Annotated in this window: 10 protein-coding genes, 1 tRNA gene and 1 pseudogene; 10 read left to right on the forward strand and 2 right to left on the reverse strand. The window is 62.6% G+C overall.

Annotation, left to right across the window (positions count from 1 at the left end):
* Positions 1–224 precede the first annotated feature (224 nt).
* Positions 225–301 (forward strand) — tRNA-Leu (locus CAURIS_RS05220).
* A gap of 168 nt (positions 302–469) precedes the next feature.
* Here CAURIS_RS05220 and CAURIS_RS05225 read toward each other — a convergent pair.
* Both CAURIS_RS05225 and CAURIS_RS05230 read right to left on the reverse strand, forming a co-directional pair.
* A pseudogene (locus tag CAURIS_RS05225) lies at positions 470–1,435 on the reverse strand (IS481 family transposase).
* 290 nt (positions 1,436–1,725) lie between these two features.
* Complete coding sequence (locus CAURIS_RS05230; RefSeq protein ID WP_290343151.1) at positions 1,726–2,061, reverse strand: DUF6968 family protein; 336 nt, start codon at positions 2,059–2,061, stop codon at positions 1,726–1,728.
* A gap of 558 nt (positions 2,062–2,619) precedes the next feature.
* Here CAURIS_RS05230 and CAURIS_RS05235 point away from each other — a divergent pair.
* From CAURIS_RS05235 to uvrB, 9 genes are all read left to right on the forward strand, one after another.
* Positions 2,620–2,913, forward strand: a complete 294-nt coding sequence (locus CAURIS_RS05235; RefSeq protein WP_290343152.1) for a lactococcin 972 family bacteriocin — start codon at positions 2,620–2,622, stop codon at positions 2,911–2,913.
* 33 nt (positions 2,914–2,946) lie between these two features.
* Positions 2,947–4,905 carry a bacteriocin-associated integral membrane family protein gene (locus CAURIS_RS05240; RefSeq protein WP_290343153.1) on the forward strand — a complete coding sequence of 653 codons (1,959 nt, stop codon included), beginning with the start codon at positions 2,947–2,949 and terminating at the stop codon, positions 4,903–4,905.
* Positions 4,902–5,516, forward strand: a complete 615-nt coding sequence (ccmA, locus tag CAURIS_RS05245) for a heme ABC exporter ATP-binding protein CcmA (protein WP_290343154.1) — start codon at positions 4,902–4,904, stop codon at positions 5,514–5,516. Before CAURIS_RS05240 ends, ccmA begins: the two co-directional genes overlap by 4 nt.
* Complete coding sequence (locus tag CAURIS_RS05250) at positions 5,516–6,220, forward strand: hypothetical protein (RefSeq protein WP_290343155.1); 705 nt, start codon at positions 5,516–5,518, stop codon at positions 6,218–6,220. Before ccmA ends, CAURIS_RS05250 begins: the two co-directional genes overlap by 1 nt.
* Before the next feature lie 103 nt (positions 6,221–6,323).
* Entirely contained in the window at positions 6,324–8,894 is a 2,571-nt protein-coding gene (polA, locus tag CAURIS_RS05255) for a DNA polymerase I (protein WP_290343321.1), read from the forward strand.
* Positions 8,895–9,261: 367 nt separating this feature from the next.
* Positions 9,262–10,716 carry a 30S ribosomal protein S1 gene (rpsA, locus tag CAURIS_RS05260; protein ID WP_290343156.1) on the forward strand — a complete coding sequence of 485 codons (1,455 nt, stop codon included), beginning with the start codon at positions 9,262–9,264 and terminating at the stop codon, positions 10,714–10,716.
* A gap of 79 nt (positions 10,717–10,795) precedes the next feature.
* Positions 10,796–11,398, forward strand: a complete 603-nt coding sequence (coaE, locus tag CAURIS_RS05265) for a dephospho-CoA kinase (RefSeq protein WP_290343157.1) — start codon at positions 10,796–10,798, stop codon at positions 11,396–11,398.
* A 52-nt stretch (positions 11,399–11,450) separates the two neighbouring features.
* A complete protein-coding gene (locus tag CAURIS_RS05270; protein WP_290343158.1) occupies positions 11,451–11,804 on the forward strand; it encodes a DUF4259 domain-containing protein in 354 nt (117 codons plus the stop codon).
* A 26-nt stretch (positions 11,805–11,830) separates the two neighbouring features.
* Entirely contained in the window at positions 11,831–13,930 is a 2,100-nt protein-coding gene (gene uvrB / locus CAURIS_RS05275; protein WP_290343159.1) for an excinuclease ABC subunit UvrB, read from the forward strand.
* The last annotated feature ends 14 nt before the right edge of the window (positions 13,931–13,944 follow it).

A 13,944-nucleotide genomic window follows, 5' to 3' on the forward strand; every position in this document is an offset into this window, starting at 1 on the left:
GTGGCGAGAACGGCGAGAACCGTGGCCGGAATAACAGGCGTGTGACGGGGTATGGGAGGGCCTTCCTTGCTAGGGGGGCGACCGGTTCAGTACATCGGCTATGGGTGAACGCTTGGCAAAAGCTGGCAAAAGCCTTGGTGAATGATTCCGGGGGCGAGGCGGAGCGTGGGATCTCCCCGCGTGATTCACCATGCCGGAGGCTGCTGCGCTATAGTTTCCCAAGCGCCCCAGTAGCCCAATTGGCAGAGGCAACGGATTCAAAACCCGTCCAGTGTGAGTTCGAGTCTCACCTGGGGCACCATGTAAAATGGGGGTTTCGGAAAACTTTCACCGGAACCCTCTCTACTTTTGTTTTCAGCAAGCTGGGACGGAACCCGCTGGTAAAAAGCGCTTCGCTGAACGCCAAACGCCCGGAAATCGGCAGATTAAGACCGATTTCCGGGCGGTTTTCGCTATTCGAACACGACTTCTAGGTGTTGTGTCCCGTGAGGTTGTGAACGACTTCCGCGGGAGTTAAGCCGCCCGGTGCGCTATGGGGTCGGTGGTGATTGTAGTGATGCGACCACCCCGGATACTGCCGCGCACGGGCGGCTTCGCCGTCGTAGGCATCGGCATAGGCCCATTCAGCGACCAACGTCCGGTTGAACCGCTCGACTTTGCCGTTGGTCTGCGGCCGATACGGTCGCGTGAAGATGTGTTTGACCTGCTGGGCAGCTAGCACGTCGTTGAACAACCGCGACCGGTACGCCGGGCCGTTGTCGGTCATCACCCGGCTGATGTCGATGCCGTAACCGGTGAAGAAGTCCCGGGCCCGGTTCCAAAACCCGGCGACGGTGTCTTTCTTTTCATCGCCGAGGATTTCCGAATACGCCAAGCGTGAGCAGTTATCGACGCCGTGGTGCAGGTAGGCGTAGCCGACACCGGAGTGGCCCTTGGTCTTGTCGTTTCCGCGGCCACGTTTGCGCTAGCCGCCGCCATCGGGGATGCGGCCGAGTTTCTTGATGTCCATGTGGACCATGTCGCCGGGGGCGTCATGGGCGTAGGAGTTGACTGGCATCCGGCGCACCGGCAGACCGGTGGCTTGGTCGAGGCAGGCCAGGGCCGGCATGCGGTAGCGGCGCAGTACCCGGTGGACCGTAGAGGGCGCCAAGCCCAGGTGATAGGCGATGCGGGCCGGACCCCAGCGTCGGGTGTGGCGCAGTTTGACGATGCGGCGTTCTGTGCGCTGTGCCGTTTGGTTCGGGCTGGTGGCGGGCCTGCTGCTGCGGTCGGTCATGGGTAATCCGTCGCGGTAGCGGCGGGACCATTTGTGGGCCGTGGAGGCCGAGACCTGGAATCGTTCGGCGGCTCGGGCGCAGCTCCATCCGTCGTCGACGATGAGCTTGGCAAGGCGCAGACGCCCGGTGGGGGTCAGTGGTGCGTTAGCGTGGGTCATGGAAGGTCGTTTCTGGAGTCTTTGAGTGTGGTAACCCAAGACAATCACGGGGACGGCCTTCCCTTTTTCTTTTGTCTGACCGTGGCTATCGCCGGGTGTGGCGATGGCCCGGTAGGCAACGTTCGCAACCTACCGGGACACAACATCTAGCGCAGGCCAATGAAAAGAGCACCCGAGTCCAGGAACTGCGAGTCAAAGGTCTATCGATCCGCGCTATTGCAACCAAAACAGGCTATTCAGTAGGAACGGTTCATCGATACGCGAAAGATACGAAGCAAGCGCTTCGAACTCTAAGCTGTAGGAGCTTGCACAGAGGCCGACCACAGACCAGGTTCTATAGGTGGTGCAGTCCTGAGAAGTTGTAGAGATTCGCTTCCCATGAACAACAGTTCTTGCTGCTCAGCAGCAATACGATCGCCAATCGCCGATAATGCGAACATCATCGATTGCATTGAATCGATTCCGCCCGAACTCATGTTTACATCACCGTCTTCCAAGCCTTTTATAGACCAATTCGTAAACCAATCTTGTCCCTCTAGGACAGGTGCGCTAACAAGGATCTCAATGCTGCTTCCATCAAGTTTTTGAAGAACTCGTTGAAGCACTGGAGTTTCGATAAAAGCCATGTGAGCTCTCCCTAGCGCAAGCAGTCAGCATACGTAGCAGCAGCTGCTGTCCAGCAAAGCGCATGGCCTGCTGGATGCGGAATCACTCGACACTTTCGGCAAAGGCTTTCATACAACTTGTCGCAATTTTCTTTATGACCATAAGGAATGAAGTTTGGATTAGAAACCAGCGAAACGTCTGAAACGGGCGCAGCACCGGCCGTGTGCATTCCGACGAAGAGAGTTGCGGCGCTAGTTGCGCACATGGTGAGAAGGCGCAGTTTGTGTCGCACGACAGAGAAGCCTCCAAAATTAGGTTTAGTGGATACCTGTATCAATAGTCGCTCCCAGCAATTCCCGCTACCGGAGCAGCATGGTTTGACGGAGTCCCCCTTTTATGGAGGCATCAACGGGGGACATCCCCGGGTCAGGGGCCTTCAGTGGCAGACGATGCGTGGCAGGTTCGAGGCCGAAGCAACAAAGGTAGTTTTTCCTACTTGCGCCCCGGAGGTTCGTCGCAGAAAATGAACCGGCGGTGGAAATTCTTCCACTGTGAGGCATCCACCGATTGGAGGAACCATGAAATCTGGAATTCGACGCCGTATTAGCGGCGCACTAGTGGCCAGCGCCCTAGGCCTTGGCGGAGTCAGCGTGGCAGAGGCGACGGTTGTCAGTATCGATGGCGGCACGTGGGATTACGGCAGTGATTCCTCCACAGTGTGGTCCCATTACTTCCACAACGGCGTGCGGCATTCGTCGACAGCTGTGGGGAAATTCCGGTCATACAGCGGGTGCGTAAACAAAAATGTGTGGGCGCGTGCCACAGCCCCGCGCAAGCTCATTGGCAATGAGTCCTTTTACGGCCACTGCTAACGCATGAATCGGTTGACAACAAGCCTGATAGCCGTGGGTGTCTTCGCCACGGTTATCTTGGCGGCTATCGTAGCCTTTCTGGGCACTACCCTCTATTCCACGGTTGACGCTCACCTCGGCAGCGGTGGGGTAGAGGTTCAAGCAGACCGTGCCGACGCGGAGCGCGACGGATTCTTTTCCGAGCTGGCCGACGTCGCGCGCACGAATGATGTTGTGGTCTCCGTAAACTATTCTTCGCTTGCCGTCTCGAATGGGGAGTACCGAGTCTATTCTTCATCGGTTTTTCCGGAAGACGGCCGGGTGGAACGGCCGCGCTTCGAGCGAGGGGAGGTCGATGTTGTATATCCGCTCGAAGAGTTTCCACAACCTGACCCACGGCAGAATATTTTCCTGAAGGGCTCCTCTGCTGACCAACAAGAGGTGTTGCAGTGGTTAGAAGCGCAGGGACTCGACGTGGTCACTTTGACCAGTCGTTCGGTCCAGATCTTCACCACGTCCTCCATCCCTGTGCTGCTGGCCTTGTCAGTGCTGTTGTGTCTCGTGCTGGGTGCCGGACATGTGCTTTCCCGTTCACGCGAGATCGGCGTTCACCGCTTAATGGGACTGAGTCTCGCTGGCACAATTCGCATCGAAATCGGCCGTCAGTGGAAGGCCCTCGTGGGCGCGTACGTCGGAGGGCCTCTGATCGTCGCGGCGTTACTCTACGCGTATAACGGGTGGGCCCTAGGTGGGGTCTTCTGGACCATCTACTTTTTGGTCAGTCTGGCGCTGACTGCATGCTTGCTCCTTGGATACCTCGGCGGCCAATTCCTGGTTCGGATCACGTCGATTCCCCAGGCGGTCAAGGGCAGGATCAATGCGCGGCCTATCTTCTATTCCCTTACCGTCGTTCGCGGCGTGACCCTGGTTGCGGCACTCAGTGCGGTTGCGGCCCTGGTCGGATTCGCCGCGGAGCTCGATGAGCGTCAGAGCCTGCAGGCGGCGTGGGAAGCGCACCGCGGACCGCAGGAGTTCGCGCTGAACACCAATACTGCCTTCGATGACTGGACAAATGCCGAGACCGCCGCGCCGTTTCGGGCCGCCGACGAGGCGGGAGCGCTCTTGCTGGTAGATCCCTATTGGATCACGTGGCCCGTGCAATTAGAAGCACAGGTCCTGTTGGTCAATCAGGAGTACGCGCGGCAATCTGGCGTGCCCACCATGGACCGTACTAGTGTCACGGTGTGCTCCCCGGTGGAGTTATCGGAGGATTCGAAGCTCGTCATCGAGGACTCTTTGAATTTCGAGGCGTCCAATACCGACCAACCCACGCCCCCCATCGAGTGGCGCGCTGGCTGCAATCTTGGCACCGTGTTCACCTACGACGTTGAATTCCGCCCGCTTGTCGATGACCCGATTCTCGTCATCCTTCCACCGGGCCTCGCTCCGCTGGGGGATCACAACGTGATGTCCAAGGTCTCGCAGCAGGTCCTGATTTCTGCTTCCCCTAATGTGCCGTCGCAGCTAACAAGGGGCAGCACGGGGAGCACGCTTTCTTTCGTTAGGCCCCGGGAGGATTCCTGGCAGCATAACATTCGCGCCGCTGAACAAAATGTAATTCTGTGGGGGCTTAATACCCTCGCAGCAGTCCTCCTCGTGACGGTCTTGGTCGGGGCCGCGATTATCACGTTCCGCGTGACGTACCGGCGCAAAATCCACATCGCATATATTTGCGGTCGGAGCCCCTGGTGGGTGGCAAGGCCGGTCGTCGCAATCGAGATCATCTTTTTCGCTGTAACGATTGGTTGGCTGCTGTACAAGGTCCGCGAGCATCAGATTCAAGCGGATCTGCAGCTGCCCTCGACATGGAACATCGGGTTCGAAAAACAATGGTCAGCTTGGACAATCGCGGCAGTTGTCCTCTTCGGCGCAGCATGGTTTGCGGCCTCTGTGGCGCTGACGCTTCGGGCCGCTTCACAGTGGGACGCACGACAAGGAACGGAACCGCAATGACAATTCACGTAAAAGAAGTCTCGTGTGCTTTCGGGAGCCGGACGATCATGGACGGTTTTACTACCACCATTGAGGCGGGTCGGCTCACGGCGCTCACAGGGTCCTCCGGTAAGGGCAAGACGACTCTGCTCAACATGCTGGGCGGTCTAACGACGCCGGATTCGGGGAGCATTGAGTTTGAAGCGCAGGATATCGCGGCAATGAGCTCGCGGGCGCGCCGCAAGTTCCGCCGGGCAAATATCGGGTATCTATTCCAAGACTACGGTTTGGTGTCCGATCTGTCGGTGCTGGAAAATGTCAAGATTGCCGTCCCCCGTGTGTCCCGCGCGGCCCTGGCGGAGACGCTGGCAGAGGTCGGGCTTGGTGGGGCAGAGAAGCGAACGGTGAGCGAACTGTCTGGCGGCGAGCAGCAGCGCATTGCGTTGACACGGTTGATCCTGACCGAACCGAAGATCGTGCTGGCGGATGAGCCGACGGGGTCTCTCGACCAGGCTAATTCTGAGCTCGTCCTCAAACACCTGCGCCGGTTCGTCCAGCGGGGAGCTGTGGTCGTCGTGGCCACCCATTCCCCCTTTATTGCCGATAACGCAGACGAGGTAGTGAAGCTATAGTGTGGCGAAAGAATCTCGCCGGTAAGTCCTGCCTCTTCGTCGGCGCGGATGACGGTGTGGTGGAAGCATTGAGCAACTGCTTCGGCTGGGTCGAGGCGGGGCGCGTCGATAGCCCCAGCGACATCAGCGCAGTGGTGCGAAGCAGTGACCCCGCCAGTATTGCACCGGCCCAAGTTATCGCTGTGTGCGTGCTCGGCACAACGCGCAGAGCGGCTCGCACCGCCCGGACACCGGGGGAGGCTAAGCCGGCTGTGCGTGACGGTGCGCTCGCGGCAGACATTTTTCAGGTAGGGCCGCTGCCAGGCAATTGCGGCGCACCCACAGTGCTGTACTTTGTGCAGGACACCGTGCACACTCCGCACATGCTCGCCAGGGCAATTGAGGCGGGCGCGGATGCCTATGTCACCTGCGTGCGCCTCGCTGACAACGGTGAAGCAGGTCTCGACATGAAGCTTGTGTACTGCGCGCGCGGAGTTGCGCTCGACCACCGGCTCGCGGTGTCCGCGGTGCTCGCGGCGCAGAACCTCACTCCTTTTCAGGTGCGCGTGATGCATTGCTTGCGGGACGGCGTTGTGACGGACAGGGAGATCGCGTTAAGGCTCGAGGCGTCCGAGCCGATGGTGGGCAAGACGATCGGGCAGCTGTTCGGCATTTTTGACTGCAACAGGCGCAGCATGCTGGCCGAGCAGTCCGTCCATATGTGACGGCGCTTAACGGCCAGTCCCCAACTGCCGCGGGGAGTGTCGGGGCTGGTGTCTAGACTGGGGAGCCGTGACTAAGCGCCTCCTACTCATAGACGGACATTCCATGGCCTTCCGGGCCTTTTACGCGCTGCCGGCGGAGAACTTCTCCACCTCCGGCGGGCAGCACACGAATGCGGTCTACGGCTTTCTTTCGATGTTCGCCAACATCCTCGCGGAGGAAGAACCGACCCACGCCGCAGTCGCCTTCGACGTGGGCCGCACAACGTTTCGCACCGAGAAGTTCCCGGACTACAAGGCGCAGCGAGAGGCGGCCCCGCCGGAGTTTAAGGGCCAGGTCCCGCTGATCGACGACGTCCTCAACGACCTCGGCGTGGTCACCTTGTCGAAGGAGAACTTCGAGGCCGATGACATCGTGGCCACGCTCGTCGCCGAGGCCCGCGCGGAGGGTGGATACGAGATCGTCATCGTCACCGGCGACCGAGACTATTTGCAGCTTGTCGACGCCACCACGACCGTCCTCTACCCAACCCGTGGGGTCTCCGTGCTCACGCGCTTCACCCCGGAGGAGGTGGAAAAGAAGTACGGCCTGACCCCCGAGCAGTACCCCGATTTCGCGGCGTTGCGCGGCGATCCCTCGGATAACCTGCCCAGCGTGCCGAAGGTGGGGGAGAAGACCGCGACCAAGTGGATCCTCCAGTACGGCAGCCTCGACGGGTTGATTGAGCACGCCGAGGAGATCAAGGGGGTGGCGGGCAACAACTTCCGCGAGCGCATTGACCAAGTCAAGCTGAACCGGGAGCTCACCCGCATGGTCACCGACGTCGAGTTGCCCGTCACCCCGGCGGACTTGGAGCTAAAGCCCGCGGATGTCTCGCGCGTCGCTCAGGCGTTCGACGACCTCGAGTTCGGCGCCAACCTCCGCGAGCGCGTCCTCGCGGCAGTGCCTACCGAGGGCGAGGCGCCGCAACCCGCTGTCGAACTGAGTGCCGTCGAGGTCTCCGACGAACCGCTCGACGAGTGGCTCGCTGCGCGGAAAGGCGAGGGGCTGGCTCTCTACCTGGCGGGCGACGGCGCCCCGTACGGCGGGGACGTGCAGGCGCTGGCGCTCGTCGATAAGCAAAGGCGTGGCGTCGAAAAGGAAGCTGCCGAGCTGAGTCCGGAGGAGGAGAAGGCCTTCGCAGAGTGGGCCGAGTCGGACGCGCCGAAGTACGTGCACGAGGCGAAGCGCGCGTACCACATGCTCTCCGCCCGGGGGATCGGCCTGCGCGGTATCGCGCACGACACGGCGATCGCGGCCTACCTGCTGCGGCCGGGGCAGCGCACCTACGACCTGGGGGACGTGTATCAGCGCCACCTTCAGCGCCAACTTAGCGAGTCCTCGCCGGCGGCTCGAGCCGGAGCCGTGCTGGAGCTGGCGGGTGAACTGACCGAGCGCCTGCGCGATATTCAGGCCTACGAACTTTATTCTGACTTGGAGATCCCGCTGGTGAGCATCCTCGCCGAGATGGAGCACGCGGGCATCGCCGTCGATGTGGCGGTGCTGGAGGGCGAGCTGGAGCAGTTCACGCAGAAGGTGGCGGACGTCGAGGAGCACGCGCGCGGACTCGTCGACGAGCCGGAGCTCAACCTCTCCAGCCCGAAGCAGTTGTCCGTGGTGCTCTTTGACAAGCTTGAGCTGCCGAAGACGAAGAAGACCAAGACCGGTTACTCCACCGCCGCGAAGGAAATCGAGGCGCTGGCGGCGAAGAACCCGCACCCCTTCCTCGACGACCTGCTGGCGCACCGCGAGTACCAGAAGATGAAGTCGACGATCGAGGGGCTCATCAAGACGGTGCGCGACGATGGGCGTATCCACACGACCTTCAACCAGACGGTCGCCTCGACCGGCCGGCTGTCTTCTACCGAGCCGAACCTGCAGAACATTCCGGTGCGCACGGAGGCCGGCCGGGTTATCCGCTCGGCGTTTACCGTCGGCGAGGGGTACGAGTGCCTGCTCACCGCCGACTACTCGCAGATTGAGATGCGTGTGATGGCGCACCTGTCGCAGGACGAGGGGCTCATCGAGGCCTACCGGGCAGGCGAGGACCTGCACAACTTCGTCGGCTCCCGCGTCTTCGATGTGCCCATCGACAAGGTCACCCCGGAGCTGCGCCGCCGCGTGAAGGCCATGAGCTACGGCCTGGTGTACGGCCTGTCCGCCTTCGGGCTGTCGCAGCAGCTGGATATCCCCGCCTCCGAGGCGAAGAAGATCATGCAGAGCTATTTCGTGCGCTTCGGCGGTGTGAAGCGCTACCTGGATGAGGTGGTGGAGCAGGCGCGCAGGGACGGCTACACGGAGACGGTCTTCGGCAGGCGGCGCTACCTGCCGGAGCTCAACTCCGACAACCGCGTCGCGCGGGAAAACGCGGAGCGCGCCGCGCTGAATGCGCCGATCCAGGGAACAGCCGCCGACATTATTAAGGTGGCGATGATCCGAGTGGATGCCGCGCTCGAGGGGTTGCGCTCGCGCGTTCTGCTCCAGGTGCACGACGAGCTCGTCGTCGAGGTTGCCCCGGGCGAGTTCGACCAAGTGAAGGAGCTTGTGGAGCGGGAGATGGACGGCGCGATCCGGTTGCTGGTTCCCCTCGAGGTATCCACCGGCGTCGGGGCCAATTGGGACGAGGCGGGACACTAGCGGCGTCGCCGAAATTGGGCCCGGATCCGCCCCCACGGCTCCGGGCACCGGCGGGTGTGTGGCAGCGGTGCGCCCCGATATACAGCGCTGATGCTAGTAGCTAACTGGGCGTTTGGTGTTACGTACGGGCAAGAACAGTGGGAGAACTTCTGGTGAACTGCGGTAGCTGCCGCGAAGGTGAGCGTGAATATTTGCCCTAGCAGGGCAAAGGGGATAAAGTGCTGGGTGCGTGTCTGTGCCGAGGGGCGTTCTGGGTCGTATAGGAGGGCCGGGGACGCGGCTGAGGTGGGATCGCGGCGAACGCGCCCGCGAGAGACGCGCTCATGTACACTTTCGATCTCCTATCCGTTTCGGAGCACTCTAACCTATGCCCACTTCCAACGCACCGCAGGTTGCCGTCAACGACATCGGCAGCGCTGAGGACTTTCTCGCCGCAGTAGACGCGACCATCAAGTACTTCAATGATGGCGACATCGTCACCGGCACCGTCGTCAAGGTCGACCATGACGAGGTTCTCCTCGACATCGGGTACAAGACCGAGGGCGTCATCCCCACCCGCGAGCTTTCCATCAAGCACGACGTCGACCCGGATGAGGTCGTCGAGGTCGGCGATGAGATTGACGCGCTTGTCTTGACCAAGGAAGACAAGGAAGGCCGCCTTATCCTGTCCAAGAAGCGCGCGCAGTACGAGCGCGCCTGGGGCACGATCGAGGAGCTGCAGTCTAACGACCAGCCGGTTACCGGCACGGTCATTGAGGTCGTCAAGGGCGGCCTCATTCTCGACATCGGGCTGCGCGGCTTCCTGCCGGCCTCGCTCGTGGAGATGCGCCGCGTGCGCGACCTCGAGCCCTACATCGGCCAGGAGCTCGAGGCCAAGATCATCGAGCTGGACAAGCACCGCAACAACGTCGTGCTGTCGCGCCGCGCCTACCTGGAGGAAACCCAGTCCGCGGTCCGCTCCGACTTCCTGCACCAGCTGCAGAAGGGCCAGGTCCGCAAGGGCGTTGTGTCCTCCATCGTCAACTTCGGCGCCTTCGTCGACCTCGGCGGTGTCGACGGCCTGGTTCACGTCTCCGAGCTGTCCTGGAAGCACATCGACCACCCGTCCGAGGTTGTCACCGTGGGCGACGAGGTCACCGTCGAGGTCCTCGACGTCGATCTCGACCGTGAGCGCGTTTCCCTGTCGCTGAAGGCGACGCAGGAAGACCCGTGGCGCGTCTTCGCCCGCACCCACGCCGTGGGCCAGATCGTCCCGGGCAAGGTCACCAAGCTCGTCCCGTTCGGCGCGTTCGTGCGTGTCGAGGAGGGCATCGAGGGGCTGGTCCACATCTCCGAGCTGGCCCAGCGCCACGTGGACGTCCCGGACCAGGTTGTCAACGTCGGCGAGGAGGTCATGGTCAAGGTCATCGACATCGACCTCGACCGTCGCCGCATCTCCCTGTCGCTGAAGCAGGCCGACGAGGACTACTCCGAGGAGTTCGACCCGTCGCGCTATGGTATGGCCGACTCCTACGACGAGCAGGGCAACTACATCTTCCCGGAGGGCTTCGACCCGGAGACCAACGAGTGGATGGAGGGCTACGACGAGGCCCGCCAGGAGTGGGAGGCGCGCTACGCCGAGGCCGAGCGCCGCTTCCAGGCCCACACCGCCCAGATCGAACGTCACCGCGCTGCCGCAGCCGAGGCTGCCGAGCAGGGCACCGATTACTCCTCCGAGTCCGCCGCTGCAGCTCCGGCAGCGGATCAGGCTGAGGAGTCCATCGGCTCCCTCGCCTCCGACGAGCAGCTCGCCGCACTGCGCGAGAAGCTGGCCGGCAACTAAGGCGCACGAGGCAGCCACGGGCTAGCCTTTGCAACCGCCCCCGCTTTCCGGGGGCGGTTTTTCGTTTACCATGGGCCGCATGCTGAGGATTGGACTGACCGGAGGGATCGGCAGCGGTAAATCGACGGTGGCGGCGCTGCTCGCGGAGGCCGGGCTACCGGTCGTGGATGCCGACCAGGTAGCCCGCGACATTATGGACCCTGGCTCACCGGTGCTGGGCAAGGTCGCCGAGGTCTTCGGCGCCGATCTTGTCGATGAGAAAGGAGTGCTCAACCGCGCCGAACTTGCGCGGCGCGCCTTTGCCACCAAGGAGCAGACGGAAAAGCTCAACGCCATCACCCACCCGGCCATTCGGACGGAGGCCGAGCGCCGCCTCAACGAGCTAGAGGAGGCCGGCGCCCGCGCTGCAGTCTACGACATGCCCCTGTTATTCGAGCTTGGCCTCGATGCCGCGATGGACCTCAACGTCGCTGTCGACACTGACGCGGAAGTGCGGGTGCACCGCCTCGTCGAATACCGGGGGCTGGACGAGGGCGATGTGCGCAACCGCATTGCGCGCCAGGTCAGCGACGAGGAACGTAGGCGAAAGGCGGACGTCGTCATCGACAACAACGGAACGCCGGAGCGGCTGCGCCGTCAGGTAAACACTTTGTGCGAGCGAATCAACGCGTTTTCTTTATGAGTTAAACTGTTGGCCAATTCCAATTAATCTGTGTGGGATACGGTGGCCGACCATGGGTACGTGGAACTATGGGCCCTTCGATAACGACAGCGCCCGCGACACCGTCCGCCAACTGGCGGACGGTTCTTTCGACATGGCCCAGTTCCGCTTCGACTGCGGCACGCGCCCGCTGGATTCCGACCGCTCCGAGACCGTCGTCGCCCTCGTTGCCGTCATGAACGGCCACCTCCCGCCCGGCGGCGACCGCCGCGCCCTGCAATACACCTTCAGTTTTCGTGACCGCCACTGGCTGCGCGCGAAGGTGCGCGAGACCCTCGACCCGGGCAGCTCCGAGCTTTACGCCCTGTGGGACGAGACCGGCGAGCTGGCCCAGTGGCTCACGGAGACGAGGAAGGTCATCTACTAGAACGCAATGGCGATAGGATGGGCCCTATGGCTTTCGCTGCTGAACACCCCGTCCTAGCCCAATCGGAGTTCCGCCCTGTCGGCGAGATCGAGCGCCGGGAGAAACCCTTCGAGGTCGTCTCCGAGTACGCACCCTCCGGCGACCAGCCGACGGCGATTAAAGAGCTCGACGAGCGGCTGCGGCGCGGCGAGCGCGACGTCGTCCTCATGGGCGCCACCGGCACCGGCAAGTCCGCCACCGCCGCGTGGCTCATCGAGCAGCAGCAGCGACCAACGCTCGTCATGGCGCCGAACAAGACGCTTGCCGCGCAGCTGGCCAACGAGCTGCGCCAGCTGTTGCCCAACAATGCGGTCGAGTACTTCGTGTCGTACTACGACTACTACCAGCCCGAGGCCTACATCGCGCAGACGGACACCTACATCGAGAAGGACTCCTCGATCAACGACGACGTCGAGCGCCTGCGCCACTCCGCCACCTCGGCCCTGCTCAGCCGCCGCGATGTCGTCGTGGTCGCCTCGGTCTCCTGCATTTACGGCCTGGGCACGCCGCAGTCCTACCTGGACCGCTCCATCGTGCTGCGGGTGGGGGAGGAGGTCGAGCGAGACCGGTTCCTGCGCCTGCTTGTCGACGTCCAATACGAGCGCAACGACGTCGACTTCAAGCGCGGGAGTTTCCGCGTCAAGGGCGACACCGTAGACATCATCCCCGCGTACGAAGAGGTGGCCGTGCGCGTCGAGTTCTTCGGCGACGAGGTCGACGAGCTCTACTACATCCACCCGCTGACCGGTGAGGTCCTGAGCAAGGAGGACGAGGTGCGCATCTTCCCCGCCACCCACTACGTGGCTACCGAGGAGCGCATGGAAAAGGCGATCGAGGCGATCAAGGAGGAACTGGCGGACCGGCTCGAAGACCTGGAAAACCGCGGCAAGCTGCTGGAGGCGCAGCGGCTGCGGATGCGCACCGAGTACGACCTGGAAATGATTCAGCAGGTGGGGTTCTGCTCCGGCATCGAGAACTACTCTCGCCACATGGACGGGCGCCCCGCCGGCTCGGCCCCCGCCACGCTCATTGACTACTTCCCGGAGGACTTCCTCACCATCATCGACGAGTCCCACGTCACTGTCCCCCAGATCGGCGGCATGTACGAGGGCGACATGTCGCGCAAACGCAACCTCGTGGAGTTTGGCTTCCGTCTGCCGAGCGCCGTGGACAACAGGCCGCTGACCTTCGACGAGTTTGAGGCGCGTGTGGGCCAGACCGTCTACATGTCGGCGACCCCGGGGGGCTACGAGATGGAGGCCTCCGGAGGCGAATTCGTCGAGCAGGTGATCCGCCCGACGGGCTTGGTTGACCCGAAGGTGACGGTGAAACCGACGAAGGGGCAGATCGACGACCTCATCGACGAGGTCCGCCAGCGCGTGGAGAAGAACGAGCGCGTCCTCGTGACCACCCTGACCAAGCGCATGGCGGAGGACCTCACGGACTACCTCCTCGACAACGGCATCAAGGTGCGCTACCTGCACTCCGACATCGACACCCTCCAGCGCGTCGAGCTGCTGCGCCAGCTGCGTCTCGGCGAGTTCGACGTGCTGGTGGGTATCAACCTCCTGCGCGAGGGCCTCGACCTGCCGGAGGTCTCGCTGGTGGCCATCCTCGACGCCGACAAGGAGGGCTTTTTGCGCTCCACCACCTCGCTCATCCAGACCATCGGTCGCGCGGCGCGCAACGTCTCCGGCGAGGTCATCATGTACGCCGACAGCGTCACCGAATCTATGCAGGCGGCGATCGACGAGACCGAGCGGCGCCGCGAGAAGCAGATCGCCTACAACACGGAGCACGGCATCGACCCCCAGCCGCTGCGCAAAAAGATCGCGGACATTCTCGACCAGGTGTACGAGAACGCGGACGAGGAGGGCGCCGACGGCGGGGCGGGGGAGGCCGCCGTCGTGGACAGGCCGGATGTGTCCACCATGGCCTCGGACGAGGTGCAGAAGCTTATCGACGACCTCACCGCGCAAATGGGCGCCGCCGCGCGCGAGCTGAAGTTCGAACTGGCGGGGCGCCTGCGCGACGAGATCACGGATCTGCGCCGTGAGCTGCGTGGTATGAAAGAAACTGGAAACTAGGGAAGGACTCTTAC

It is taken from the genome of Corynebacterium auris (genome assembly GCF_030408575.1).
Taxonomy (GTDB): Bacteria; Actinomycetota; Actinomycetes; order Mycobacteriales; family Mycobacteriaceae; genus Corynebacterium; species Corynebacterium auris.

Coding starts and splice junctions, on each gene's coding strand:
- rpsA (WP_290343156.1), top strand. CDS start 9,262: ATGCCCACTTCCAACGCACCGCAGGTTGCCGTCAACGACATCGGCAGC.
- CAURIS_RS05235 (WP_290343152.1), top strand. CDS start 2,620: ATGAAATCTGGAATTCGACGCCGTATTAGCGGCGCACTAGTGGCCAGC.
- polA (WP_290343321.1), top strand. CDS start 6,324: ATGGCCTTCCGGGCCTTTTACGCGCTGCCGGCGGAGAACTTCTCCACC.
- ccmA (WP_290343154.1), top strand. CDS start 4,902: ATGACAATTCACGTAAAAGAAGTCTCGTGTGCTTTCGGGAGCCGGACG.
- coaE (WP_290343157.1), top strand. CDS start 10,796: ATGCTGAGGATTGGACTGACCGGAGGGATCGGCAGCGGTAAATCGACG.
- CAURIS_RS05270 (WP_290343158.1), top strand. CDS start 11,451: ATGGGTACGTGGAACTATGGGCCCTTCGATAACGACAGCGCCCGCGAC.
- CAURIS_RS05230 (WP_290343151.1), bottom strand. CDS start 2,061: ATGGCTTTTATCGAAACTCCAGTGCTTCAACGAGTTCTTCAAAAACTT.
- uvrB (WP_290343159.1), top strand. CDS start 11,831: ATGGCTTTCGCTGCTGAACACCCCGTCCTAGCCCAATCGGAGTTCCGC.